We start from the raw sequence: 24,508 nt of genomic DNA, 5'->3' as shown, positions 1-24,508 counted from the left end.
CGGGCGGGCGCCGGACGACGGGGCGCCGCCCGCCCCTCAGGGTGGTCACGACACGCCGTCTGGAGACACGGCACGCGGCGTGTTGTGACCACTCTGCGTCCGACGGCGTCCGCACGCGGCGTGTTGTGACCGCTCTGCGTCGGACGGTGTCCGCCCGCGTCGTCGTCAGCCCGCGAGCTCGGCCCGCGTCGGCGGGTCGGCGCCCGGGCGGGACGCCGTGATCGCGGAGGCGCGGGAGGCGTAGATCAGCACGGACTCGACGTCGGCCGGGTCCATGGCGTGCAGCCGCTCCCGGTGGGCCGCGCCGAGCAGGGAGCGGTCGTCGAGGGCGGCCAGGAGCGCCGCGGTGAACGAGTCGCCGGCACCCACGGTGTCCGCGACGTCCACGGGGACGATCGGGCGCTCGCGCACGCCGTGTGCAGTGACGGCCACGATGTCCTCGGCGCCGCGCGTCATGACCACGAACGCCGGGCCCATGGCCTGCCACGCCTTCAGGGTCTCGAGCAGCGGCCGGTCCGGGTAGAGCCAGGCGATGTCCTCGTCAGAGGCGTGGACGACGTCGGAGAGGCGCACCGACTCCTCGGCGCGAGCACGGGCGAACACCCGGTCCGGGACGATGCTGGGCCGCACGTTGGGGTCGTAGCTGACGGTGGTCTCCGGGGAGAGCGCCTCGAGCAGACCCATGACCTCGGCGTCGCCGGGGGCGAGCATCGTGGCGATCGAGCCGGCGTGCACGTGCTTGAGCGACCCGCCGGCGGCCGCGCGGAGGTCCCGCACGAGGGCGGCGGCGGGCGACAGCGTCCAGTCGAGGTCGAACTCGTAGCTGGCGGCGCCCGTCGGGTCCAGGCGCGCGGTGGCCTGCGACGTCGGGGAGGAGTCCGGCTCCAGGAGGCTGCGCACGCCGTTGCCCTCGAGATGGGCGGCGATCATGGCGCCGTACTCGTCCTGGCCGAAGCGGCCGGCGAACAGCACGGGGCGCTCCAGGCGGCTCACACCGACGGCCACGTTCAGCGGGCTCCCGCCCACGTGCGCTCGGGGCGTGGCGGTGTCCGAGAGGACCACGTCCACCAGGGCCTCGCCGATCACTCCGAAGTACTCAGACACACCTCAAACGGTACCCTACAGACCGACGCCCGCCCCGATCCGAAGCCCGGTCCGGCGCCCTCATCCACTCCTGAACGGCAAGGCGGCCATGGCCCACAGCACCCCCACCTCACCCGCTCGGCACGCCGACCCCTCCCGGGGGTTCGGCTGGCGCGTGCACGGCGACGGCCGCACCATCACGCCGGGCACCGTCGTCGCCCCGGACGAACGCCTCAGCTGGCCACGCACCGTGGGCATCGGCGTGCAGCACGTGATGGCCATGTTCGGCGCCACCGTGCTCGTTCCCGCCATCACCGGCATGCCCGCGACGACGGCGCTGCTCTTCTCCGGCATCGGCACCCTGCTGTTCCTCGTGATCACCGGCAACCGCCTGCCGAGCTACCTCGGCAGCTCGTTCGCGTTCATCGCCCCGCTCACGGCGGCCACCGCGCTCGAGGGCACGGGCGCCGCGCTCGGCGGCATCATGGCGACGGGGCTGCTGCTCGCGGCGATCGGCGTCGTCGTGCACCTGTCCGGCACCGGCTGGATCCACGCCCTCATGCCGCCCGCCGTGATGGGCACCATCGTGGCGCTGATCGGCCTGAACCTCGCCGGCGCGACGACGGCGGCCATGCAGGAGGTGCCCCTGACCACCTTCGGCACGGCGCTGGCGGTGGTGCTCACGGCGGTGCTGTTCCGCGGCCTCGTCGGGCGGCTGTCCATCCTCGTGGGCATCCTGGCCGGGTACGTGCTGGCGCTGGCCCAGGGCCAGGTGGACTTCGCCGCGGTCGGCGAGGCGGCCTGGGTGGGCCTGCCGCCGTTCCACGCGCCCGAGTTCAGCCTCCAGGTGCTGCCGCTGTTCCTGCCGGTGGTGCTCGTGCTGATCGCCGAGAACATCGGCCACGTCAGGACCGTCGGCCTGATGACCAAGCGGGACCTTGACCCGCTCACCGGCCGCGCGCTGATCGCCGACGGCCTCTCCACCACCTTCTCCGGCCTGGGCGGCGGTGTCGGCACCACCACGTACGCGGAGAACATCGGCGTCATGGCGAGCTCGCGGGTGTACTCGACCGCCGCGTACTGGGTGGCCGGCCTCACCGCGATCGCCCTCGCCTTCCTGCCCAAGTTCGGGGCCGCCGTCGCGACCATCCCGGCCGGTGTGGCCGGCGGCGCCGGCATCATCCTCTACGGCATGATCGGCGTGATGGGCGTGCGGATCTGGGTCCAGAACCGCGTGGACTTCTCCAACACCATCCACCTCATGACGGCGGGCGCGGGCCTGATCGTGGCGATCGCGGACCCGCAGCTGACGGCGGGCGGGCTGGTGTTCGGCGGCATCACGCTCGGCACGATCGCCGCGCTCGTGGTGCACCACCTCATGACGGCCGTGGCCCGCTGGCGCGGCACCGAGCCGGTCCCCGAGGACGAGGACGCCGAGCGGTACGAGGCCACCCAGGCCGGCCGCCTCGGCTGAGGTGGACGGCGAGCCCTGCCGGGGCTCACCGCGTCAGCAGGTACGCCGCCACGGCCCAGCCGTTCATGATCAGGTGCGCCAGGATGTTCATCGCGATGTTCCGGTACCGCCACCACAGCAGGCCCAGGAACAGGCCCGACGTGCCCTGCACCGCCACGATCAGTGCGGCATCCCGGGCCAGGTCCGTGGACCCGTGCGTGCCGAAGTGCATGAGCCCGAACAGCACGCACGTCAGCGCGATGCCCGCCGCCGGCCCCAGCCACACCTCCAGCCGCGTCTGCAGCCAGCGGCGGTAGAACAGCTCCTCGCCCACGCCCGCCGTCAGCGCCGTCACCGCCGCCCCGAGGAGCAGGAACGTCAGGTCGTGGCCGGAGAAGTCCGCGGCCGGCACCCACGGCGCCGCCTGGGACAGCCACGCCCACACCACCACGACGGCGAGCGGCGCCCACCAGCGCCACGCCCCTCCAGCGCGGAGCACTTGCACCCCGCCACGCCACACGAAGCGCAGCGCGAGGGCGGGCAGCACCATGAACAGCAGGGCCTTCGAGAGCACGAAGTCCACGTCGGACAGCGGCGAGAGGCCGAGCCCGATCGTGAGCACGGCCAGCCCGACCAGGAAGGCCGTGCCGTGCCGTAACGCCCGCGCCTCTCCCACCACCGCCGGTTGGGACGTCCGCCGGGGCGGCAGCAGGAGGGTCAGAGCGACACCCACCACGGGCGGCAGGAACACCTGCCACAGGGGCAGGGTCGGGGCGGAGGGGTCGGCGGAGACGGTCAGCCCGTTCGGATGGCCCAGGACCACTGACCCCACAGAGAGCGCATATGCCAGGGCGCACGCGGCCAGCACGGCCGTGCGCAGCGTCCGGGAGGCCCTCCCGCCTCGGCCGCCCCCGTCGACGACCCCTGCGCCGTGGGCCCCCTTCACCGCGGATGGGCCCCACGGCGCAGGGCTCGTCCTGTCGGCGGTGCTCATCATGTCTGCCCGCGGGTCATCGCGAGCTCCCGGGTCGCCGTCCCCGGCTCACGCCGACGAACATCTGGACCAGCGGCGTGTCCGCCTCCTTGAGCCAGGCCAGGCCCACGTCCCAGCCGGGATGACGGGGGTCGCCGGCCTCGTAGGCGGCCCCCTCCGCGGACACCTCGCCCTCCACGCCCGTGTCCTCGACGGCGGCCTCGCCCTCGAGCTCCTGGAGCATCGCTTCGGCCTCGCGGTCGGCGCGGGACTTGCCCACGACGTCGTCCAGCGCGCTGGCCACGGGCAGCACCACGACGTCCTTGCGGCCGAACATGCGCGCCACGGACATCGGCAGCACGACGTGCCCGGTGCCGGACGCGGCGATCTCGATGGCCATGCGCTCGCCCGCGCCCGGCACCTCGGCCGGGTCCAGGGGGTCCTCGCTCGGGGCCGGGGCGAAGCGGGCGGGCTCGAGCTCCTCCTCGGGGTCGAGCTCGGCCATGGGCACGGGGCCGTCCGCGTCCACGTCCCACGCGGAGAGCAGGTGGTCCTTGCCGACGCACACCACGGGCAGCTCCGAGTAGGAGGTGACCGTGTGCACGTGCCGCAGATCGACGCCGGCCGCGGTCAGCACCTCGTCCAGGGTGCGGTCGCGGCGCCACCGCACGTACCCCAGCTGGGGCAGCGGGTGCAGCGGAAGCCCGTAGGCGTCATGGGCGAGGTGCGCGAACTGCGCCGACTCGTCGTGGTTGACCAGCTTCACTACGCGCTCGCGCGAGCTGAACCGTCCGACCCACGTGGACGGCGTCGCCCCGGGGATGGTCGCCAGGAACAGCGTCTCGGGCGGGTTCTCCGCGACGTCGAAGCGCACCTTCGCCGCGGGGGCGTCGCGACGGCGGCCGGCGCCGCCCTTCGCCCCGCCGGCCTTGCCCGCACCCGTCTTGCCGCCGGGCCGTCCGGGCCGCGCGCCTCCGCCGGAGCGGGAGGGGCGGCCGCCTCGTGCGGGGCTCAGCGGACCTTCTCCTTCAGGAAGGAGACCGCGCGGCCCCAGGCGAGCTTCGCTTCGGCCTCCTGGTAGTTGCCCGCCGGGTTCTCGTCGTTGTGGAAGGCGTGGTCGGCGTCGTAGTAGAAGTACTCGACCTCCGCGCCGGACTCCTCGCGGATCTGCTGCTCCTGCTCGCGCGCCTTCTCCACGGGGAACATCTGGTCCCGCTCGGCGTAGTGGCCCTGGACGGCGGCCTCCACCCCGGAGAAGTCGCCGGGCACGCCCTGGCCCACGCCGTAGAAGGGCACGGCGGCGGAGACCCTCGCGCCCTGCTGGTTCGCCAGGGCGAGCACGAAGCCGCCGCCCATGCAGAAGCCGATCGCGCCGACGGTCTCGGAGGTGACCTCGTCGCGCCCGAGCAGGAAGTCGACGGCGCCGGCCAGCTGGCGGGCGCCCTCCTCGGCGGGGAGGTTCTGCATCATCTCGCCGGCCTCGTCGCCGTCGTGAGCGATCCAGCCGCCGAACAGGTCCGGTGCCAGCGCCACGAAGCCCTCCGCGGCCAGGCGGTCGCACACGTCCTTGATGTGGTCCACGAGACCCCACCACTCCTGGATCACGATGATCCCGGGCCCCTTCCCGGACTCCGGCAGGGCCAGGTAGCCGTGGCCCTGCTGGTCGCCGTCGCGGGAGGCGTCCTTCGTGGGCAGGTTGAACGAGACGTTCTGGTGCGGGGTCTTGGAAGCCATCATGCGCCCCACCCTACGGATCGCGCCCGGGGTGCGGCGAGGGCTGGTCGCACTCCGCGCTGTGGTCACGACACGCCGCGCACGCTCCGGGGCGGACGGCGTGTCGTGACCACAACGCGCCGGCGCGCCGAAGCGTCGGAGCGTCAGCGCTTCAGCACCTCAGCGCTTCGGCACCTCAGCGCTTCGGCAGCAGGTGCGCGATCCGCTCCGCGAGCGCCGAGCGCTTGAGCTTCTGCGTGGGCGTGAGGAGCGCGGCGAGCTCCTCGGGGTCCGGCAGGAGCACCTTGTAGGAGCGCAGCCGCTCGGGCACGGGGACCTTCGCATTGGCGGCGTCGATGGCCGCGCCCACCGAGTCGCGGATCCGCTGCTCGGAGACCTCGATCATGCGCCCGGCCTCGTCCCTGAACCGCTCCGCGGTCTCGGCGCCGTCCCGCAGGCGGGCGGACACGGCGTCGGGCACCTGCCAGTCCGGCAGGTGACGCTGCACCCACGCGGCGAGGGCCTCGCGGTCCAGCAGGATCATGGCGGTGGGGTGGTCCAGGCCATCGCCGATCACCACGGCGTGGCCGACCGCGGGGTGCAGCTCCACCTCGCGCTCCCACGCGGCGGGGTTGATGGTCTTGCCGTTGGCGGTGACGATCACGTCCTTGACGCGACCGGTCACGGTGAGCCGGTCGTCGTCGTCGAGACGGCCGAGGTCCCCGGTGCGGAACCACTCGCCGTCGAACGCGGCGGCGGTCTCATCCTCGTCGGTGTACCCGGCGAACACGCCGGGGCCGCGCATCTGGATCTCGTCGTCGTCGGCGATCCGCACGGACATCCCGGGCAGGGGCAGGCCCACGGTGCCGGGGACCACGTCCCCCTCGCGATGGCCCACGGCGGGGGCGGTGGTCTCGGTGAGCCCGTAGCCCTCGAACACGGTCAGGCCCATGCCGGTGAACAGGCGCAGCAGGTCCGGGTCGAGCTTGGCCGCGCCGCACAGCAGGTGGGTCACCCGGCCGCCGAGCAGGTGCCGCACCCGGCGGTAGAAGAGCCGCTCGTAGAGGGCCAGCTGGGCGCGCACGGGCACCAGGAGCTTGGGGTCCTCGCCCAGCACCACGCGCCCCTTCGCGACGGCGGCCGCCCGGGCGCGCTCCCAGAGCACGCCCACGGAGAGCGGGCCCACGCGGGTGCCGCGCGCCTTCTCCTCCACGCCGAGCACGATCTTGGACAGCACGCCGGGGACCACCATCACGAAGGTCGGGCGGATCTGCCCCATGGACGGCACGGCGGCCTTCGGGTAGCCCACGTGCGCCACGGACATCCCACCGTGCAGGCAGATCATCTGCACGGCGCGGGAGAGCACGTGCGCCAGCGGCAGGAACAGCACGGTGGAGCCGCCCGGGTGCACGAACCCCCGGTAGGCCTCGGCCACGTTGAGCACCTGGTGGACGAAGGACCGGTGCAGGATCCTCGTCCCCTTGGGCTCCCCCGTGGTGCCGGACGTGAACACGATCGTGGCGACGTCGTCCAGGCCTCGGGCCGTGCGGGCCGCCTCGAGCGCCCCGTCGGTGACGTCGGCGCCGAGCGCCTCGAGGGCGCGCAGGTCGCCGGCGGGGGCGCCGTCGGCGTCGGCGTCGTCCAGGGTCCACACCGCGGACCCGTGGGGGCCGCGAGCGGCGCCGTCCCGCGCGTCGAGGGCCTCGCGCAGCGTGGCTGCGGCGGCCCGGGAGCCGGCGAAGGCGGCGCGCACGCCCACGACGTCGGCGATCGCCGCCATCTGCGTGGCCGGGGCGGAGTCGAACATGGGGACCACCACGGCGCCCGCGTAGAGGCAGGCGAGGTCCATCAGGGTCCACTCGTACCGGGTGGCGGAGACGATGGACACGGCGTCCCCCGGGCGGATCCCCAGCGCGATCAGGCCCTTGGCCAGCGCGCGCACCCGGGCGTGGAACGCGGCCGTGGTGACCGGCTCCCACGGGGCGTCGAACGGCGCGGCGGGGTGGCGCACCTGGAAGGCCACCACGTCGGGGTGCCCCGCGACGCGGCGCTCCAGGACGTCGGTGATGTTGCGCAGCTCGGCGGCGTCGGCGAGGGCGGGCATGTCCACCTGGCGGCGGGGGACCGGGGAGGCGGACGGGGCGGCGGGGACCGGGGAGGCGGAGTCCATGGTGACGATTCTCGTGCATCCGCGGCCCGCTGACCTGCACCCGGTCCGGCCACGGCGACGCCGGCCGCCCCGGGGTGGGGGCGGCCGGCGTCGTGGGGTGTCCGGGGGGGGAGACGATCAGCCCCGGACGTCTGCGGGTCCGGCGGGCCGGGCCCGGATCAGGCCTGGACGAACTCGGCGTCGATCTCGATCTTCACCTTGTCGCCCACCAGCACGCCGCCGGCCTCGAGCCCGGCGTTCCAGGTCAGTCCGAAGTCCTTGCGGGAGATCTCGGTCTTGGCCTCGAAGCCCACGCGGGTGGTGCCGAACGGGTCGGTGGTCTGGCCGCCGAGCTCGACCTCCAGCTCGACCTGCTTCGTGGTCTCGAGGATGGTGAGGTCGCCGACCAGGACGAACTCCTCGCCGTCGAAGCCGCGGACCTCGGTCGAGCGGAAGGTCATGGTGGGGTGCTTCTCCACGTCGAAGAAGTCCTCGCCCTTGAGGTGGCCGTCGCGGTTGGCGTCCTTGGTGTCGATGGACTGCATGTCCACGGTGATGTCCGCGGAGGAGCGGGCGAAGTCCTCGGCGACGGTGAGGGTGCCGGAGACGGCCTGGAAGGTGCCGCGCACCTTGGAGATGCCCGCGTGGCGGACCGTGAAGCCCACCTCGGTGTGGGAGGCGTCGAGGTTCCAGGTTCCGGGGGTGACCTGCGTCATGGGGATGCTCCTTCAAGGATGTTCGGATCTGCGGTCACAGGGTGCTCCCCCGTGCTTGTTTCAAATCTAAACATCTCTCTCCATCGCGCGTCCAGGACTTGCACGTGAAAGCCAGAAACACTCCGTCACACTTCACGTGTGAACCGCGGAATCTCGTCGTTCGCGCGCCGGGGGCGCGGGCATCGTCGTCGCGACCGGTGTCCTGTAACCTGGGCCACACGTGCCGCCCACCCGCGGCCGCTCCCGGCGCCGACCCGCGCCGACGACGACGGGCCCCCACCTGGTCCTCCCCGTCCGACCGATCCGCGTGAGTCACCCCGCCCGCGGACCGTCCGACGACGACACCAGCCCCGGCGACCCGCCCCCGCGTCGCCCTCCCGCCTGAAGGAGGCCCAGCCATGACCGTCACCCTCTCCCCCTCGCCCACCCAGCCGTTCTCCCCCGTGCCCGGCCAGCGGATCGACCCCGAGCTCGCCCGCTCCTGGCTGCTCGTGAACGCCGCGCAGCCCGAGCGCTTCCAGCCCGCGGAGGACTCGGCGGCGGACATCGTGGTCCTGGACGTCGAGGACTCCGTGGCCCCCGCGGACAAGCCCAAGGCCCTGCAGGACACCGTCGACTGGCTCACCTCGGGCCACACCGCGTGGGTGCGCCTCAACGGCTACGGCTCGAAGTGGTGGGAGGACGACGTCGCGGCGCTCGCCGCGACCCTGCCCGCGCACCTGGGCGGGCCGGTCGCCGAGGGCGGCCTGGCCGGCGTCGTGCTGGCGATGGTGGAGTCCACCGACCACGTGAACGAGACCGCGAAGCGGCTGCCGGGCGTGCCCGTGGTGGCGCTCGTGGAGACGGCACGCGGACTGCAGCGGATCGACTCGATCGCCGCCGCGAAGGGCACGTTCCGCCTGGCGTTCGGCATCGGCGACTTCCGCCGCGACACCGGCCTGGGCGAGTCGCCGATGGCGCTGGCTTACACGCGGTCCCAGTTCACGATCGCGGCGAAGGCCACGGGGCTGCCGGGCGCGATCGACGGGCCCACCGTGGGTTCCACCGGCGTGAAGCTCGCCGAGGCGACGGCGGTGACCGCGGAGTTCGGCATGACCGGCAAGCTGTGCCTCGCGCCGGAGCAGTGCGCGGCCGTGAACGAGGGGCTCAGCCCGTCCCAGGAGGAGCTGGCGTGGGCCCACGAGTTCCTCGCGGACTTCGAGGCCGACGGCGGCGAGATCCGCAACGGCTCCGACCTGCCCCGCAAGGCGCGCGCGGAGAAGATCCTCGGGCTGGCCGCCGCGTTCGGGGTGCACTCCACGCGGTACCCGGACCAGGACAACGCGATCACGGCGCCGTCGGATACGTACCACTACTGAGCGGGGCCGTCGCCCACCAGAAACGCGGGTTGAGTTGTCACGGGTGCGGAGGCCGCACACCGGTGACAACTCAACCCGTGTTGCCTCGGGGGGCGCGGATCCCGCCTCCGCTCAGACGTCCCGGCGGGTGCGGCTGACGACGGCGGCACGCACGGAGAACGCCAGGACGACGGCCAGGATCCCGTAGATCACCCACGTGATGGGGCTGGAGACCAGGATGGCGGGATCGCCCACCGAGCTCAGCAGCGCATCCCTGAGGCTGGTCTCGGCGAGCGGCCCGAGGACCATGCCGATCATGAGCGGGGCGAGCGGGTAGCCGTAGCGGCGCATGAGGAAGCCGAGCACGCCGAGGGCCAGCAGCATGAGCAGGTCGAACACGGCGCCCGTGGTGGCGTAGATCCCGAGCCCGCAGAACAGGGTGATCCCCGCGTACAGGTAGTGCTGAGGGATGAGCAGGAGCTTGGCCCACAGCTGGGCGAACGGGAGGTTGATGGCCAGGAGCACCACCATGGCGATGAAGAAGCTGGCCAGCAGCGCCCACACGAGGTCGGGCGAGCGGTCGAACAGCAGCGGGCCGGGCTGCAGGCCGTACTGCCGGAACGCCGCGAGCATGATCGCGGCGGTCGCCGAGACGGGCAGGCCCAGCGTGAGCAGGGCGCCCATCGCCATGCCGGTGGTCGCGTTGCCCGCGGCCTCCGGGGCGGCGAGGCCGCGGATGGCGCCCTTGCCGAACATCGGGACCCGGCGGCGCCTGTCCAGGCGGCGCTCCGCGGAGTAGGCCAGGAACGTGGGGACCTCGGAGCCGCCGACGGGGACGATGCCGAACGGCAGGCCGATCGCGGTGCCGCGCAGCCACGCGGGGGCGGCCTCGCGGAACTCGGCCCCGGAGAGCCACGGCCGGCCGGTGCGGCGGATCCGCAGGTCCCTCCGCTCGCGGCGCACGCGGGAGGCGACATGGAACACCTCGCCGAGGGCGAGGACGGCCACGGTCACGGTCACCAGCGGGATCCCGTCGAAGAGCTGCGAGGAGCCCATCGTGAACCGCTCGGTCCCGGTGACGCCGTCGATGCCCACCACGGCGATGCCCAGCCCGAGCACGAGCGATGCCAGGCCCCGAAGCACGGAGTCGGCGACCACGGAGGAGGTGGCCACGAAGGCGAACAGGGCGAGCGCGAAGTACTCGGCCGGTCCGAAGCTAGTGGAGAACTCGGCCAGCGCGGGCGCCAGGAACACCACGCACACCGAGGCGATGATGCCGCCGATGAACGCGCCGATCGCCGCCGTCGCGAGCGCCTGGGCCGCGCGCCCGTCCTGGGCCATGCGGTGGCCCTCGAAGGTGGAGGCGATGGCCGAGGCCTGCCCCGGGGTGTTCATCAGGATGGCCATGGTCGAGTCGCCGAACAGGCCGCCGAAGTACACGCCGGCGAACAGGATGAACGCGGCCGTGGGCTCGAGCGCGAACGTCATGGGCAGCAGCAGGGCCACGGCCATGGACGACCCGAGGCCGGGCATGACGCCCACGGCGGTGCCGAGCAGACAGCCGAGCACCACCCACAGCAGGTTCATCGGGGTGAGGGCTCCCGCGAAGCCCTCCATCAGAAGACCGAGCGTCTCCATGTCAGAAGCCACCTCCCAGGACGCCCGAGGGCAGGGTCAGACCGAGCACGACCGCGAACGCGAGGTACGCGAGCGAGGAGACGAACAGGGCCACGAGGATGTCGAACACCGGCCGCGGCGAGCCGAAGGCGCGGGCCACGGTCCAGAACAGCAGGGCGCCGGCCAGGATCCAGCCGAGCCACGGCAGCAGCAGAGCGAACGCCAGGAAGCCCAGGAACACCCAGGCCAGGGCGGAGAAGTCGGAGTGGAAGCGGGTGAGGGGACCGGCCGGCTGGCCGACCTCGCCGTCCGCGTCCGCCTGGCCCTCCGGGGACTCGCGCGTCACCGCCACCTGGACGGCGAGGGCCACGGCGAGCACCAGCCCGACCGCCGCGAGGATCAGCGGGAAGAACGAGGGGCCGGGGAAGTCCATCCCCTCGGTGTCCATGCGGAGCGAGCCGATCAGCAGGTAGAGGCTGAACGCCGCCAGCACGCCGGGCATGACGAGGGCCGAGAGGCCGGTGGCACGCCCCCAGCGGGAGCGCTCGGGCGAGACGGCGGGGACGGTGGTCGAGTCGCTCATCGGATCTCCTCCGTCAGCCTCTGGATGCGCTGGACCTCGTCGTCGATGAACGTCTCGAGCTCCGGCCCGGTCAGGGGCACGAGGTTCCAGTAGTTGCGTTCCACCGCGTCCGCCCACTCGGGGGTCTGCAGCGCCTCGGTGACGAGCGCCTCGAGATCGGCCCGGTCCTCGGTGGAGATCCCGGGAGGGGCGAAGAGGCCGCGCCAGTTGGTCAGCGTCACGTCGTAGCCCTGCTCCCGCAGCGTGGGGATGTCCTCGACGCCCGTGAGTCGCCCCGGGGCCACCACGCCGAGCGCCCGGAGGCGGCCGCCCTGCACCTGGGGGTACATGTCGGCGAAGCCGCCCGCCGTGGCCTGGGCGGTGCCGTTCAGCAGGGCCTGGATCGCCTCTCCGCCGCCGTCGGAGTTGATGTAGGTGGTCTCCTCCACATCGATCCCGGCCTGCCCGGCGAGGTCCGCCATGACGAGCTGGTCGAAGGATCCGCCGCCGGTCCACCCCACGTGCGGCGGATCCGCGCGCCATGCCTCGATGAGCTCGTCCATGCTCTGGTACGGCGAGTCGGCGGGGACCACCACGAGGTTGTACTCCTCCACGGCCCGGGCGATCGGCGTGACGTCGGACAGCTGCGGTCCCGCCCCCCGGGCCGCGTGGGTCGCGATGTGTCCCGTACCGCCCACCATCAGGTTGTTCGGCTCCTCCAGCGTGCTCAGCTGGCCCAGGCCGATGGTGCCGCCGGCGCCGGGGATGTTCACGACCTGCACGTTGTTCACCAGGCCGTTCACGCGCATCGCCTGCTGGAGCTCCCGCTGGAACGAGTCCCAGCCGCCGCCGGCCGCAGCCGGGGCGATCAGGGTGAGGTTGGTGCGGACGTCCGTGCCGCCCGAGGCCGAGCCGATGGAGAACGCGCTGGCGACGATGACGGTGATCACCGCCACCACGGAGAACAGGAGGCGGCCGAGGCCGCCGCGGCGAGGCGGATCGGCCGTCGAGGAGGAGGGCATGCTGGGGTCCTTCTGACGAGACCCGGCAGGGCGGAGACATCCGCGCCGACGGGTCTTGGTGCGAGTGGTGGTGAGACGGTATCAGCGATGTGGGTCACATTCGATCGAGGGCGCCACATGGCTCCTGGAGGGGACAAACGCCCGACCCATCGCGCACAGTGGACCCCATGACTATCGTGATCGCCGGCACCGGTTCCCCCGAGAGCGCCGCAGCCCACCGGGCCGCCCTGAGTGAGGCCGCCCTGCGCGGCGAGAACCTTGTGTACTTCTCCCTCGACGGCACGGAGCCGGACCCGTCCGAGGCGGGGAACGCGGGCGTCGAGGTGTCCGTGGAGCATGCCCAGGAGCGCGGACGGGACGCCGTCGGAGATCTGCTGGACCACGCCGAGCGCATCGGCGCGACGCGGATCGTGGTGGGCGTGAAGCACCGCTCCCCCGTGGGCAAGCTCCTCCTGGGCTCCGCCGCCCAGCAGCTCATCCTCGAGGCCCGCGTGCCCGTGCTCTGCGTGAAGCCCTGACCCGCACCCCGGTGACGACGTCGGCCCCGCGCCTCCGAGGGGGAGACGCGGGGCCGAGGTGCAGTGCACAGGCGCCCTCAGGCGCCCCCGATCACGGGTAGAGGCCGCGCAGCAGGTGCGCGTCGGCCACCCGCTCCACCGCGGTCACGGTGGCGGCCTCACGAAGGGTGAGGCCTCGCTTCTGGCTGGCCTCCAGGAGCGCGTCCCACGCGGTGACCATGCGCTTCTCGAGGCGCTCGTCCACCTCCTGGCGGGACCACCAGTAGGCCTGGTTGGCCTGGGCCCACTCGAAGTAGGAGACGACCACGCCGCCCGCGTTGGCCAGGATGTCCGGCACCACGAGGACGTCGTTCTCGGTCAGGATGCGGTCGGCGGCGGAGGTGGTGGGCCCGTTGGCGCCCTCCACCACGATCCGCGCCGTCACGTCGCCCGCGTTCTCCTCGGTGAGCACACCCTCGACTGCGGCCGGGACCAGCAGGTCCACGTCCATCGTCAGCACGGCGGCGGCGTCCATCGGCTCGGTGTCCGGGGCGTCCACCACGCTGCCGGTCTCCTTCATGTGCGCCAGCAGCGAGTCGTAGTCCAGGCCGTTCGCGTTGTGCACGGCGCCATACTGGTCCGAGACCGCGACGACCTTGACGCCGGCCTCCGCGAGGAACTCGACCGCGCCCGCACCGACCTTGCCGAAGCCCTGGACCACCGCGGTGGCGCCCTCGGGCTTGATGCCGCGGTGCCGCAGGGCGGCGAGCGCGACGTGCACGACGCCGGCCGACGTCGCCGACGCGCGGCCCAGGGAGCCGCCCAGGGCGACGGGCTTGCCGGTGACCACGCCGAGCGTGGTGTGGCCGCGGCTGGTGGAGTAGGTGTCCATCATCCAGGCCATCATGCGCTCGTCCGTGCCCACGTCCGGGGCGGGGATGTCCTGGTCCGGGCCGATGATCGGCAGGATCTCGGAGGTGTAGCGGCGGATGACGCGCTCGAGCTCGCCGGCCGAGTACTGGCGCGGGTCAATGCTGACGCCGCCCTTGGCGCCGCCGTACGGCACGTCCAGGAGGGCGCACTTCCAGGTCATCCACATGGCCAGCGCGCGGACCTCGTCGAGCTCCACGTGGGGAGCGAACCGCACGCCGCCCTTGGCGGGGCCGCGGGAGAGGTTGTGCTGCACGCGGTAGCCTCGCAGCACCTCGACCTCACCGGAGTCGCGGCGCAGCGGGATGGCCACGGCCATCTCGCGGCGGGGGGTGGCGAGGAGCTGGTGGAGCCCCTCGTCGTAGCCCAGCGTGGCGACGGCGGCGGCGAGCTGGGCCTGCGCGTCGTCCAGGGGGGAGCGGGGCGCCGGCGCCGTGGCGGCGCCGGTCGGGGTGGTCGTCATCGTTGAACGTCCTCGGTCGGTGATGGGGGTGGTCACCGGCCGGACCTGAGCAGGCGTCCACGTCAGTGGGGAGGCCGGTCCGGACGGATTCACGCCCGCGCCGTCAGGTGGACGGTCAGCGGGCACCCGGCCAGCGTAGTGGCCGGAGGCGCCACACCCCAGGGACGGGCGACGGCGGCCCGCGTCACACCCCACGACACGCGCCGGACCCGCCCCTGACATGGGGGGACGACCCCCGCCGATAGGGTGGAACACTCTCCTTCCCCGATCCGGCCCCCGCACCCGCGCCGGATCGTCCCGCTGACCCCGAGGTGCCCCCGCGGCCGCCCGCACCCAGGAGGGCCGACCGCGGGACAGCCGTCCGCCTGGGGACAGACCGGACCCCTCGCATGCCCCTCCCCCGCTCCCGCGCCCTCGCCGCACTCACGGCCGCCCTCGCGCTCCTCGCGTCCGGCTGCGTCCCCCCGGACAGCACCGCCTCCACGCCGACGCCGGACCCGAGCCGGGCGGCCGCGTCCGTCACCCGGGCGGCCGAACCCACGCTGCCCGCACCCGAGGCGGCCTCCAGCCCTACGACGACGGCCGTGCCGCCGTCGGGGTCCGCGACGCCCGAGGCGACGATCCCTCCCGAGCCCGCGCCGACGTCGTCGTCCGCGCCGGAGGCCCAGGGGCAGGCCCGATCCGGGAGCGCCCTCGCGGCCCTGGAGCGGCTGGAGGTGAAGGGCCGCGCGCCCAAGACGGGCTACGACCGCGCGGAGTTCGGCCCGGCGTGGACGGACACGGACCACAACGGCTGCGACACGCGCAACGACGTCCTTGCCCGTGACCTCGTGGACGAGACCTTCAAGCCGGGCACGCGGGACTGCGTCGTGCTCACGGGTGTCCTCGAGGACCCGTACACGGGCACCCAGATCCACTTCACGCGCGGGCAGGGGACGTCGGAGGCGGTGCAGATCGACCACGTCGTGGCGCTCTCGGACGCGTGGCAGAAGGGCGCCCAGGGGCTCTCCGAGGCCCAGCGGACGGCCCTGGCCAACGACCCGCTGAACCTGCTGGCCGTGGACGGCCCGTCCAACCAGAAGAAGTCCGACGCCGACGCCGCCTCGTGGCTGCCTCCGCGGAGCGCGGCGCGGTGCCCCTACGTGGCGCGGCAGATCGCGGTGAAGATGACCTACACGCTGTGGGTCACCGACGGGGAGAAGGGCGCGATGGAACGCGTACTCGAGTCCTGCCCGGACCAGGAGCTTCCCGACGGCGGCGCGTCGCCGGGGGCGATGAGCGAACCGCAGGCGGCGCCGGAGCCCGTGAGGAGCAGCGCGGCGCCCGCTCCCGCCCCGAAACCCGCACCGACCAAGGCCGCGCCCCGGCTGGCGACCACCGAGCCCGAGGCGGCCGAACCGGATGAGGCTGAAGCCGAGGAATCCGCGACGGACCCGCGCTTCAGCAGCTGCAAGAAGGCCAAGGACGCCGGGTACGGCCCCTACGCGCCCGGCTCGGACCCCGAGTACGCCTGGTACCGCGACGGCGACGATGACGGGGTCGTCTGCGAGTGAGGCTGGAGTGCATGATCACCACATGAATTCAGAAAAGGACCGCCCGAGTGTCTGGATCGTCCTCCAGGATGAGACGCCGGACAACACCGTCTTGGGCGTCTTCGAATCCCGCTCGGCGGCGGCAGCGTTCTCCGACGAGGTGAGCTGCCTCTTCCCGCGCCGTGTTCTCTACGCCGAGTACCCGATCGGGTACAGATTCACGGGCCACTCCCGGTCCGCCTGACTCCCTGAGCGTGGGCACGAGCACGCCCCTGCCCGGACATGCAGAAAGGACCCGAGATCCTCTTCCGAGGTTCCCGGGTCCTTCCGTGCGGCCGGCGTCCGGCCCGCTGTGCGCGAGGGGGGACTTGAACCCCCACGTCCTTTCGAACACTGGCACCTGAAGCCAGCGCGTCTACCTATTCCGCCACTCGCGCGAGTGACTTCCTGCTCGTGATCCGCTTTTCACACGAACCGCCGCAGGCAGCGAGAGATACTCTACCCGCACGCCCGGCCACCCCGCAAATCCTCTCGCCACGGTCCGGCCCCGTACTATCGGAGGCGACGACTGTGGAAAGGGGCCCCATCGGTGGGACTTCTGGACAACCTCGAACACGGCCTGGAGAAGGCCGTGCGCTCCGCGTTCTCCGCGGGCGGCTCACGCTCGGTGAAGCCGGTGGAGATCGCCACGGCGCTGCGGCACGCGATGGACGACGAGTCCTTCGCCCTGTCGGAGGGCCATACGGTGGCGCCCAACGACTTCGTGGTCCACTTCTCCCCCGCGGACTTCGAGCGTGCCCGCGCGTGGGGCAGCCCCCTGGCGAGCCAGCTCTGCGACGAGGTCATCCGCCACGCCGAGACCCAGGGGTACGGCCTCCCCGGCGCGGTGCGCGTGGCCTTCCACGCGGACGAGGCGGTCCGCCCCGGCAGCCTGCGCGTCGTCTCGCACCTCGACGACGGCTCCTCGAGCTCCTCCTCCCCCGCCGCTCCGGCGCCGACTGCCCCCGCACCGCCGCCGGCACCGGCAGCACCGCAGCCCGCACGCCGGCCGGCCCCGCGCCGAGCCGCTGCGCCGGCCGTCCAGCCCACCGTGGTCCTGCCCCGCGAGCCGGCCCGGCCCCGCGTTCCCGCACTCGAGCTGGACGGCGTCCACCACCGCATCGACACCACGGACGTGGTGCTGGGCCGGTCCGCCGAGCGCGCCGATCTCGTGGTGCCGGACACCTCGGTCTCCCGCGAGCACGCACGCCTCGTGCGGGTGGGCGCCACGGTCACCCTCATCGACCTGGGCAGCCGCAACGGCGTGCTCGTCAACGGCCGTCGCGTCGACGGCTCCACCACCCTGCGCGAGGGTGATCGGATCACCGTGGGCCAGACCGAGCTGGTCTTCCACGCCGCCGCGCCGACCGGAGGGACCCGGGCATGAACGAGCTCGCCATCGCCGTGCTGCGCCTCGGCCTCCTGCTGGCCCTGTGGATCCTGATCATCTCGATCGTCCTCTCCCAGGGACGAGACCTCGTGGTGGGCCGACGCAACAAGACCCGCTTCGAGCAGGCCCGGCGCGACGCCGAGGTCCAGGCCCCCGTCGCCCGGGTGGCCGCCGGCCCCGTCCCGGCCACCGCCGGAGCCTCCGCGGCCGGGTCCTCGCCCGCGGCGCCGTCGTCGTCCCCCGCACACGCCGCGCCCGCCGCCGCGAGCGCCCCCACCCTCCCCGCCCCGCGCCTGGCCCGCACCCTGCGCGTCGTGGAGGGCCCGCTCGCGGGCCGCACGGTGGAGCTGGACGGCCGCCCGCTGCTCATGGGGCGCGCGCAGGACGCAGGCCTGGTCCTCGTGGACGACTACGCCTCCGGCCGCCACGCACGGCTCTTCCCGCAGGGCACCCGCTGGTTCCTCGAGGACCTGGGCTCCACCAACGGCACCGCCGTGGACGGCGCGCCCGTGACCCGCGCCCTGCCCGTGGGCCCGGAATCGGTGATCCGCATCGGCAAGACCGTCATGAGGCTCGAGGCCTGATCCGATGACCCTCGTCCTCCGCTTCGCCGCTCGGTCCGACGTGGGACGCGTGCGCTCCAAGAACGACGACTCCGCCTACGTGGGCCGTCACCTGGCGGTGCTCGCGGACGGCATGGGCGGGCACGTGGGCGGCGACGTCGCGAGCGCCTCCACGGTGCTGGACCTGGCCCCGCTGGACGACGTCGGCTATAAGGACCCGGGCACGGTCCTGCCGGACGAGATCCAGAACGCGAACCTGATCCTCAACGAGCTCGTGCACGCCAACCCCAAGCTGGCCGGCATGGGGACCACCTGCACCGCCGCGCTCCTTGCCGGCGAGACGCTGCACATGGCGCACATCGGCGACTCGCGGGCCTACCGCCTCGCCGACGGCGCGTTCTCCCAGGTCACGCGCGATCACACGTTCGTGCAGAAGCTCGTGGACGAGGGCCGCCTGGAGGCTGCCGAGGCGCAGTTCCACCCCAACAAGAACGTCCTCATGCGGGTGCTGGGGGACGTGGACGCCTCCCCCGAGCTCGACGTGTTCGACGTGCCCGTGGCGGCCGGCGAGCGCTGGCTGCTCTGCTCCGACGGACTCACGGACGTGGTCACGGTGGAGCGCATCCACCAGGAGCTGGCCGAGGGCGAGGCCCTCAACACCGTGGTGGACAACCTGGTGGACCTCACCCTCAAGGGCGGCGCCCCGGACAACGTCACCATCGTGGTGTTCGAGGTCGCGGAGGGCACGCCCGAGGAGCTCGCCCCTCCGCCGGAGGTGCACCTCTCGGAGGACGCCCTGGCCGTGGCCCAGGCGCCGGAGGCCGGCGCGGTGTCCGGGCGCCTGCTGCGCGAGGACCTCGCGGCGCGGCCCCACCTGATCGTGGGCGCCGCCTCCTCCGCGGTGAAGACCGACCGCATCCCCGTGGTCACCCGCAGCTCCACCCGCCGCCGCGCGGCCGCCCTGCTCGGCGAGACGCCCGCCCCGGAGAACCGTCCCCGCCGGACGGCCGCGCTCCTCACGAGCGGCGGCGAGTCCGTCACCCCCGCGCCGCTCGACTCCGCCGTCGGCCCGTCCGGCCGTCCCGGGACCCCCGGGGAGGCGGAGGCCGCGTCCGCCTCGGACACCCCGGCGGCGGGCGCCGTCGGGACCCCGGAGGGCTCCGCGACCGCGCAGTCCCCGGCGGACGGCGCCGACGACGGCAGCCGCCGCAGGCGCGACGGGAAGCCGACGCAGTACCGCCGCGGCTGGTTCATCCCCGTGTTCACCACCCTGCTGGCCCTCCTCCTCGCCGCCGTGGCGCTGTGGGGCTACCTGTGGACCCAGACCCAGTACTACGTGGGCGAGGACGCCGGGCAGGTGGCCGTGTACCGCGGCGTCCCCCAGCACCTGGGCCCGCTCGACCTCTCCCATGTGGACCGGCGGACCGACCTGTCCGTGGACGGCCTCCCCTCGTACGCCCAGGAGCGCGTCCGCTCCGGCATGGCGGCCCGTGACCTCGGCCACGCCGAGCAGATCGTGACCGAGCTGAGCGAGTCCCTCGCCCCCGGCGCCCCCGCGCCCACGGGTGAGACCCCGGAAGGAGGCGAGCGCTGATGCCCGACGTCATCTCCCCGCCGCGGCCGCGCCGCACCACCGAGCTGATCCTGCTGGTCTTCGCCCTGGCCGTGGCCGTCGGCGCGGACCTGCTGGGCATCCTGGGCGCGGGCGGCACCGTGACCCGCACGGACCTCGTGCCCCTCGGGGTCTTCGCCGCGGCCACCCTCGTGATGCACGTCGTGCTGCGCCTGCGCGCGCGCTACGCGGACCCCTTCATCCTGCCGATCGCCGCGCTGCTCAACGGCCTGGGCATCGCCGTGATCCGCCGGCTCAGCGAGGACACGCGCGGGGCCAGCGCCGACTCGCAGCTGATGTGGTCCGTCCTCGCCGTCGCGGTGGCCACGGCCCTGGTGTTCCTGGTGCGGGACCACCGGCTGCTGCGCCGCTGGCCGTACCTCTTCCTGGCGGCCTCCGCCCTCCTCCTGGTGCTGCCGCTCGTGCCCGGCCTCGGTCTGAGCGCCAACGGCGCCCGCATCTGGGTGAACGTCGGCTTCGGCACCTTCCAGCCGGGCGAGATCGCCAAGATCACGCTGGCCATCTTCTTCGCCGGGTACCTCTCCGCCAACCGGGACCTCATCCTGCTGGCCGGGCGGCGCGTGGGCCCGCTGACGTTCCCCCGGGTACGCGACCTCGGCCCGCTCGTGGCGGCCTGGCTCGTGGCGCTCGGCGTGCTCGTGTTCCAGCGGGACCTCGGCTCGGCGCTCCTCTTCTTCGGCATGTTCATGGCCATGCTGTACATCGCCACCTCGCGGTTCTCCTGGATCCTGTTGGGCCTGGGCCTGGTGGCCGCGGGCGCGGTGCTGGCGTTCCTGTTCATGCCGCACGTGACCGCCCGCTTCCAGATCTGGCTCCACGCGTTCGACCCGGAGATCTACCACCGGGACTTCGGCGGCTCCTACCAGGTGGTCCAGGGCCTGTTCGCCATGGCCTCCGGAGGCCTCATGGGCACGGGCCTCGGAGCGGGCAACCCCACCCAGGTGCCGCTGTCCTTCTCGGACATGATCCTCGCCAGCATCGGCGAGGAGCTCGGCTTCGTGGGCCTGGCCGCCGTGCTGGTGCTCTACCTGCTCCTCGTCACCCGCATGATGCGGGCGGCCCTCGGCGTGCGGGACGCGTTCGGCAAGGTGCTCGCCTCCGGCCTGGCCTTCACCATGGCGTGGCAGGTCTTCGTGGTGATGGGCGGCGTCACCCTCGTGCTGCCGCTCACCGGCCTGACCACGCCGTTCCTGGCCGCAGGCGGCTCGTCCCTGCTGGCCAACTGGATCATCGTGGGCCTCGTGCTGCGCATCTCGCACGCGGCCCGCCGGCCCGTCGTGGTGGACGCCATGGTGAACGCCTCGGGCCCCGGCGCCGGCCACCTCGACCCGGGCGCGGAGCTGCCGCGCGCCGCCGTCGCCTCCGGCTCCTCCTCCACGGGGGGTGGCCCGCGATGAACGAGGCGATCCGACGCACGTGGACGGTCATGGTGGCCATGTTCCTGGTGCTGGCCGCAGCGGCCTCCGTGATCCAGGTGGTGGCCGCGGACCGGCTCAAGCAGAACCCCCTGAACTCGCGCCAGATCTTCCTGGAGTTCGGCGCACCACGCGGGCCCATCCTGGTGGACGGCGAGCCGATCGCCGAGTCCGTGGAGTCCGACGACGCCTTCACCTACCAGCGCGTCTACCACGACACCGCGCTGTATGCGCCGCTGACCGGCTTCTACTCGCTCACGTACGGCACGGAGGGCCTGGAGAAGGCCATGAACGAGCAGCTCGCGGGCACCCCCACCTCGCAGTTCATGGACCGCGCCGTGGAGATCATCACGGGCGCCACCGCGGAGGGCGACCAGGTGGAGCTCACGATCGACCCGGAGGCCCAGCGCGCCGCCTACGCCGCGCTGCCCGAGGGCGTGCGCGGCTCCGTGGTGGTCACGGACCCCGAGACGGGCGAGATCCTCGCGATGGCCTCCCGCCCGGGCTTCGACTCCAATGCCCTCTCCTCCCACACGCGTGCGAAGGCCCAGGAGGCCATGTCCGCGCTCGAGGCGATCCCGGGCGCGAGCGCGTACCGCAACCGTCCGTCCGAGCAGACGGTCTCCCCCGGCTCCACGTTCAAGCTGATCGACGCCGTCGCCATGCTGGAGTCCGGCGACTACGCCCCGGACGACGTCCTGGACGTCCCCGCGCGGTGGACCCTGCCCGGCACCTCGGCGCAGATGGGCAACTACGACGGCGGCCAGTGCGACGGCATCGAGAAGGCCACGCTCACCACGATCATGGCCCAGTCCTGCAACACCCCCTTCGCGATGGCCGCCGTCGAGCTCGGGGAGGACGCGATCCGCGACACCGCCGAGCGCTTCGGCTTCAACGAGGAGGGCTCGATGCCGCTGCCGATCGCCGCGTCCCGCTTCCCCGAGGACCTCGACGACGCGTCCCTGGCGCAGTCCGCCATCGGGCAGCGCGACGTGCAGGCCACGGCCCTGCAGATGACCATGGTGGCCGCGGGCATCGCCAACGAGGGGATGGTGATGGAGCCGCAGCTGGTGCGGGCTGTGCGCCGCCCGGACCTGACCACGGTGGAGGAGTTCAGCCCCCGGGAGCACGGCCGAGGCACGGACGCGGACGTGGCGCGGCAGATCACGGGGATGATGGAGGAGGTCGTCCGCAGCGGCACCGCGACGGGCGCGGCCTCGGACAGGATGAGGATCGCGGCGAAGACGGGCACGGCGGAGATCGGTGACAGTGAGAACGTGCACTCATGGATCACCGGCTTCGCGCCGGCGCAGGACCCGCAGGTCGCGGTGACGATCGTCATCGAGGACGTGGACACGAGTTTCGGACACCGGACAGTGGTGGAGGGCATGAAGAGCATCATGGAAGCGGTGGTCGCAGAATGAGGCCGACATCGGGGATCACCCTCGGGGGCAGGTACCAGCTGACCGATCGGATCGCGATCGGCGGCATGGGCGAGGTCTGGAAGGCGCGGGACAAGGTCCTGGGCCGGATCACGGCCGTGAAGATCCTCAAGGAGGAGTACACGGGCGACCCCAACTTCCTGCGCCGCTTCCGGGCCGAGGCCCAGCACACCGCCCTGCTCAACCACCCCGGCGTGGCCAACGTGTACGACTACGGCGAGGAGAAGGGCTCCGCCTACCTCGTCATGGAGCTCGTGCCGGGCCAGCCGCTCTCCGCGATCCTGGAGAAGGAGACCTCCCTCTCCCCGGAGCGCACCCTGCGGATCATCTCCCAGACCGCCGCGGCGCTCTCCGCCGCCCACGCGCAGGGCCTGGTGCACCGGGATGTGAAGCCCGGCAACCTCATGATCACGCCCTCGGGCCGGGTGAAGGTCACGGACTTCGGGATCGCGCGCCTGGCGGACCAGGTGCCGCTGACGGCCACGGGGCAGGTGATGGGCACCGCCCAGTACCTGGCCCCCGAGCAGGCCACGGGCCAGCAGGCCACCGGGTCCTCGGACATCTACTCGCTGGGCATCATCGGCTACGAGGCCCTCGCCGGCCGCCGGCCGTTCACGGGCGAGTCCCAGATCGCGATCGCCCTCGCGCAGGTCAACGACACCCCTCCGCCGCTGCCGGACACCGTCCCCGCGCCGGTCCGCGCGCTGATCATGTGCATGCTCTCGAAGGACCCGAGGGAGCGTCCCTCCGACGCCACGGCCCTCTCCGACGCGGCGGACGCCCTGCGCCAGCGGGACACACGGGCCGCCGTCGCCGCCGCGCCCGTGCTGGCCTCGTTCCTGGAGGAGCAGGGCGTGCCGGCCGAGGCGGACCAGGAGACCGCCACGCTCGACTACGCGGGCATGCGCGCGACGCATCAGAGCGGCTCCGAGGACGGCCGGGGCGGCGGGGACGGCCCAGCCACCGCGGAACTGCCCGTGGCCGCCGCGTCCGCGCCCCAGGCCGACCAGGACATCTCCGCCACGCGCCCGGCGGACACCCGCCCCTCGCCCATGGTGGCGCCGGCCGGGGAGTCCTGGGGCGCCCCTGCGGCGGCGCCCCGGTCGGGCTCCGCGCCCGCGGGCCGGCGCCGCGGACCCCGCTGGCCGCTCATCGCCCTCCTCGCCCTCCTCGTGTTCGCGGTGCTCGGCGCCCTGCTGTGGCCCCTGGTCATGGGGGCGCGCGACGGCGGCGCCCCAGGCTCCTCCCCCTCGGCCTCGGCCGTCCAGGTGGACGCCGAGGCCTACCGGGGCCGCCCCGTGGCCGAGGTGCGCCCCGAGCTGGAGCGGCTCGGCCTGACCGTGGCGCAGGAGGACCGTGACGACCCGCAGCCGGAGGGCACCGTGATGGGTGTGAACCCCGTGGGCCCCCTGCAACGCGGCCAGACCGTGACCCTGGCCGTCTCCACCGGCGCCGGGACACTCCCCCAGGACCTCGTGGGCCAGCCCGTGGACACGGTGGTCGCGCTGCTGCGCGAGCGCGGGTTCAGCGTGGACCGTGTGGACGATCCGGAGGCCGACGGCGCCGCCGGCGAGGTGGTCCGCGTCGTGCCCGGCTCGGGGGAGCGGCACCGCTTCGACACACCCGTCCAGGTGATCGTGGCCACGGCCGGCTCGGGGACCGCCCCCGCGGCCCCGCCGGTGGAGCCGGCCCCGGCGTCGTCCTCAGCCCCCGCCGCGCCGCCGGCCGCGCCCAGCACCTCCCAGCCCGCCGAAAGCACCCCGGCCGCCCCGGTGACCCCCGAGGGCTCCCCGACCTCCTCGGCCGCCGAGCCCCTCCCGGAGCCGACCACGGAGGCCCCGGCCCCGACTCCCCCCGACCCCTCGTCGGCCGAGACGAGCACCCCGTCCCCCGCGGGCGGGGGCGCCTCCTCGCCCGGCGTGGCCGACCCCTCGGCCACGGACGTCCCGACGTCCACGGCGACCCCCGCCGGCTGACGC

At 73.4% G+C, this 24,508-nt stretch carries 21 protein-coding genes and 1 tRNA gene; 11 read left to right on the top strand and 11 right to left on the bottom strand.

Features of this window, described 5'->3' with window-relative positions; translation table 11 throughout:
• Positions 1-165: 165 nt before the first annotated feature.
• Positions 166-1,086 carry a carbohydrate kinase gene (locus LG274_RS08605; protein ID WP_404466044.1) on the bottom strand — a complete coding sequence of 307 codons (921 nt, stop codon included), beginning with the start codon at positions 1,084-1,086 and terminating at the stop codon, positions 166-168.
• 106 nt (positions 1,087-1,192) lie between these two features.
• Here LG274_RS08605 and LG274_RS08600 point away from each other — a divergent pair, with 106 nt between their 5' ends.
• Positions 1,193-2,557 (top strand): uracil-xanthine permease family protein, encoded by a 1,365-nt coding sequence (locus LG274_RS08600; protein ID WP_248116660.1) that lies wholly within the window; start codon positions 1,193-1,195, stop codon positions 2,555-2,557.
• Positions 2,558-2,582: 25 nt separating this feature from the next.
• Here the strand turns inward: LG274_RS08600 and LG274_RS08595 are convergent, their stop codons facing one another.
• From LG274_RS08595 to LG274_RS08575, 5 genes are all read right to left on the bottom strand, one after another.
• Positions 2,583-3,404 carry a lysostaphin resistance A-like protein gene (locus LG274_RS08595; protein ID WP_404463947.1) on the bottom strand — a complete coding sequence of 274 codons (822 nt, stop codon included), beginning with the start codon at positions 3,402-3,404 and terminating at the stop codon, positions 2,583-2,585.
• Positions 3,405-3,546: 142 nt separating this feature from the next.
• A complete protein-coding gene (locus LG274_RS08590) occupies positions 3,547-4,383 on the bottom strand; it encodes a hypothetical protein (protein WP_404463945.1) in 837 nt (278 codons plus the stop codon).
• A gap of 137 nt (positions 4,384-4,520) precedes the next feature.
• A complete protein-coding gene (locus LG274_RS08585) occupies positions 4,521-5,246 on the bottom strand; it encodes a dienelactone hydrolase family protein (RefSeq protein ID WP_404463943.1) in 726 nt (241 codons plus the stop codon).
• A 172-nt stretch (positions 5,247-5,418) separates the two neighbouring features.
• Entirely contained in the window at positions 5,419-7,392 is a 1,974-nt protein-coding gene (locus LG274_RS08580; RefSeq protein WP_298986784.1) for a long-chain fatty acid--CoA ligase, read from the bottom strand.
• A 158-nt stretch (positions 7,393-7,550) separates the two neighbouring features.
• Positions 7,551-8,087 carry a YceI family protein gene (locus tag LG274_RS08575; protein ID WP_248116665.1) on the bottom strand — a complete coding sequence of 179 codons (537 nt, stop codon included), beginning with the start codon at positions 8,085-8,087 and terminating at the stop codon, positions 7,551-7,553.
• Positions 8,088-8,485: 398 nt separating this feature from the next.
• Here LG274_RS08575 and LG274_RS08570 point away from each other — a divergent pair, with 398 nt between their 5' ends.
• On the top strand, positions 8,486-9,445 hold the full coding sequence (locus LG274_RS08570; RefSeq protein ID WP_404463940.1) for an HpcH/HpaI aldolase/citrate lyase family protein: 960 nt from the start codon (positions 8,486-8,488) through the stop codon (positions 9,443-9,445).
• 111 nt (positions 9,446-9,556) lie between these two features.
• On the opposite strand, the gene tctA is transcribed toward LG274_RS08570, so the two are convergent.
• From tctA to LG274_RS08555, 3 genes are read right to left on the bottom strand one after another with little or no spacing between them, the layout of a single operon-like run.
• Complete coding sequence (gene tctA / locus LG274_RS08565; RefSeq protein WP_404463938.1) at positions 9,557-11,062, bottom strand: tripartite tricarboxylate transporter permease TctA; 1,506 nt, start codon at positions 11,060-11,062, stop codon at positions 9,557-9,559.
• A gap of 1 nt (position 11,063) precedes the next feature.
• Positions 11,064-11,624 carry a tripartite tricarboxylate transporter TctB family protein gene (locus LG274_RS08560; protein ID WP_248116671.1) on the bottom strand — a complete coding sequence of 187 codons (561 nt, stop codon included), beginning with the start codon at positions 11,622-11,624 and terminating at the stop codon, positions 11,064-11,066.
• Positions 11,621-12,625, bottom strand: a complete 1,005-nt coding sequence (locus LG274_RS08555) for a tripartite tricarboxylate transporter substrate binding protein (RefSeq protein WP_298710807.1) — start codon at positions 12,623-12,625, stop codon at positions 11,621-11,623. Before LG274_RS08555 ends, LG274_RS08560 begins: the two co-directional genes overlap by 4 nt.
• Positions 12,626-12,792: 167 nt before the next feature.
• Between LG274_RS08555 and LG274_RS08550 the strand changes: the two genes are divergently transcribed.
• On the top strand, positions 12,793-13,143 hold the full coding sequence (locus tag LG274_RS08550) for a universal stress protein (protein WP_248116675.1): 351 nt from the start codon (positions 12,793-12,795) through the stop codon (positions 13,141-13,143).
• A gap of 91 nt (positions 13,144-13,234) precedes the next feature.
• Here the strand turns inward: LG274_RS08550 and LG274_RS08545 are convergent, their stop codons facing one another.
• On the bottom strand, positions 13,235-14,515 hold the full coding sequence (locus tag LG274_RS08545) for a Glu/Leu/Phe/Val dehydrogenase (RefSeq protein ID WP_298987844.1): 1,281 nt from the start codon (positions 14,513-14,515) through the stop codon (positions 13,235-13,237).
• A 389-nt stretch (positions 14,516-14,904) separates the two neighbouring features.
• Here LG274_RS08545 and LG274_RS08540 point away from each other — a divergent pair, with 389 nt between their 5' ends.
• Together LG274_RS08540 and LG274_RS08535 are read left to right on the top strand one after the other, a co-directional pair.
• A complete protein-coding gene (locus LG274_RS08540; RefSeq protein ID WP_404463935.1) occupies positions 14,905-16,068 on the top strand; it encodes a DUF1524 domain-containing protein in 1,164 nt (387 codons plus the stop codon).
• A 22-nt stretch (positions 16,069-16,090) separates the two neighbouring features.
• Entirely contained in the window at positions 16,091-16,291 is a 201-nt protein-coding gene (locus LG274_RS08535) for a hypothetical protein (protein ID WP_248116682.1), read from the top strand.
• 109 nt (positions 16,292-16,400) lie between these two features.
• Here the strand turns inward: LG274_RS08535 and LG274_RS08530 are convergent.
• Positions 16,401-16,484 (bottom strand) — tRNA-Leu (locus tag LG274_RS08530).
• A gap of 152 nt (positions 16,485-16,636) precedes the next feature.
• Here LG274_RS08530 and LG274_RS08525 point away from each other — a divergent pair.
• Genes LG274_RS08525 through LG274_RS08500 form a run of 6 tightly spaced genes read left to right on the top strand, consistent with a single transcriptional unit; the run spans position 16,637 to position 24,505 of the window.
• The gene (locus LG274_RS08525; protein WP_248116684.1) at positions 16,637-17,473 is read left to right on the top strand and encodes a DUF3662 and FHA domain-containing protein; all 837 of its coding nucleotides are present in this window, start codon (positions 16,637-16,639) and stop codon (positions 17,471-17,473) included.
• Positions 17,470-18,060 carry an FHA domain-containing protein gene (locus LG274_RS08520; RefSeq protein ID WP_248116686.1) on the top strand — a complete coding sequence of 197 codons (591 nt, stop codon included), beginning with the start codon at positions 17,470-17,472 and terminating at the stop codon, positions 18,058-18,060. Before LG274_RS08525 ends, LG274_RS08520 begins: the two co-directional genes overlap by 4 nt.
• Before the next feature lie 4 nt (positions 18,061-18,064).
• On the top strand, positions 18,065-19,633 hold the full coding sequence (locus LG274_RS08515; protein WP_248116688.1) for a PP2C family serine/threonine-protein phosphatase: 1,569 nt from the start codon (positions 18,065-18,067) through the stop codon (positions 19,631-19,633).
• Positions 19,633-21,069: an FtsW/RodA/SpoVE family cell cycle protein gene (locus LG274_RS08510; RefSeq protein ID WP_298710821.1), complete on the top strand. Its 1,437-nt coding sequence runs from the start codon at positions 19,633-19,635 to the stop codon at positions 21,067-21,069. Before LG274_RS08515 ends, LG274_RS08510 begins: the two co-directional genes overlap by 1 nt.
• Entirely contained in the window at positions 21,066-22,511 is a 1,446-nt protein-coding gene (locus LG274_RS08505) for a penicillin-binding protein 2 (protein ID WP_248116692.1), read from the top strand. The genes LG274_RS08510 and LG274_RS08505 overlap by 4 nt, the downstream gene beginning before the upstream one ends.
• Positions 22,508-24,505, top strand: coding sequence for a protein kinase (locus tag LG274_RS08500; protein WP_404463931.1), 1,998 nt, complete (start codon positions 22,508-22,510; stop codon positions 24,503-24,505). Before LG274_RS08505 ends, LG274_RS08500 begins: the two co-directional genes overlap by 4 nt.
• Positions 24,506-24,508: the final 3 nt, after the last annotated feature.

Source organism: Micrococcus antarcticus (genome assembly GCF_044872765.1).
Classification (GTDB): domain Bacteria; phylum Actinomycetota; class Actinomycetes; order Actinomycetales; family Micrococcaceae; genus Micrococcus.
The sequence above is the reverse complement of the archived record's forward strand: the minus strand, read 5'-3'. Positions and strand labels throughout refer to the sequence as shown.

Excerpts from the sequence above, each read along its gene's own strand:
- LG274_RS08515 (WP_248116688.1), top strand. The coding sequence starts at position 18,065 with ATGACCCTCGTCCTCCGCTTCGCCGCTCGGTCCGACGTGGGACGCGTG.
- LG274_RS08585 (WP_404463943.1), bottom strand. The coding sequence starts at position 5,246 with ATGATGGCTTCCAAGACCCCGCACCAGAACGTCTCGTTCAACCTGCCC.
- LG274_RS08535 (WP_248116682.1), top strand. The coding sequence starts at position 16,091 with ATGAATTCAGAAAAGGACCGCCCGAGTGTCTGGATCGTCCTCCAGGAT.
- LG274_RS08600 (WP_248116660.1), top strand. The coding sequence starts at position 1,193 with ATGGCCCACAGCACCCCCACCTCACCCGCTCGGCACGCCGACCCCTCC.
- LG274_RS08560 (WP_248116671.1), bottom strand. The coding sequence starts at position 11,624 with ATGAGCGACTCGACCACCGTCCCCGCCGTCTCGCCCGAGCGCTCCCGC.
- LG274_RS08575 (WP_248116665.1), bottom strand. The coding sequence starts at position 8,087 with ATGACGCAGGTCACCCCCGGAACCTGGAACCTCGACGCCTCCCACACC.
- LG274_RS08555 (WP_298710807.1), bottom strand. The coding sequence starts at position 12,625 with ATGCCCTCCTCCTCGACGGCCGATCCGCCTCGCCGCGGCGGCCTCGGC.
- tctA (WP_404463938.1), bottom strand. The coding sequence starts at position 11,062 with ATGGAGACGCTCGGTCTTCTGATGGAGGGCTTCGCGGGAGCCCTCACC.
- LG274_RS08520 (WP_248116686.1), top strand. The coding sequence starts at position 17,470 with ATGAACGAGCTCGCCATCGCCGTGCTGCGCCTCGGCCTCCTGCTGGCC.
- LG274_RS08500 (WP_404463931.1), top strand. The coding sequence starts at position 22,508 with ATGAGGCCGACATCGGGGATCACCCTCGGGGGCAGGTACCAGCTGACC.
- LG274_RS08545 (WP_298987844.1), bottom strand. The coding sequence starts at position 14,515 with ATGACGACCACCCCGACCGGCGCCGCCACGGCGCCGGCGCCCCGCTCC.
- LG274_RS08505 (WP_248116692.1), top strand. The coding sequence starts at position 21,066 with ATGAACGAGGCGATCCGACGCACGTGGACGGTCATGGTGGCCATGTTC.
- LG274_RS08540 (WP_404463935.1), top strand. The coding sequence starts at position 14,905 with ATGCCCCTCCCCCGCTCCCGCGCCCTCGCCGCACTCACGGCCGCCCTC.
- LG274_RS08580 (WP_298986784.1), bottom strand. The coding sequence starts at position 7,392 with ATGGACTCCGCCTCCCCGGTCCCCGCCGCCCCGTCCGCCTCCCCGGTC.
- LG274_RS08550 (WP_248116675.1), top strand. The coding sequence starts at position 12,793 with ATGACTATCGTGATCGCCGGCACCGGTTCCCCCGAGAGCGCCGCAGCC.
- LG274_RS08510 (WP_298710821.1), top strand. The coding sequence starts at position 19,633 with ATGCCCGACGTCATCTCCCCGCCGCGGCCGCGCCGCACCACCGAGCTG.
- LG274_RS08570 (WP_404463940.1), top strand. The coding sequence starts at position 8,486 with ATGACCGTCACCCTCTCCCCCTCGCCCACCCAGCCGTTCTCCCCCGTG.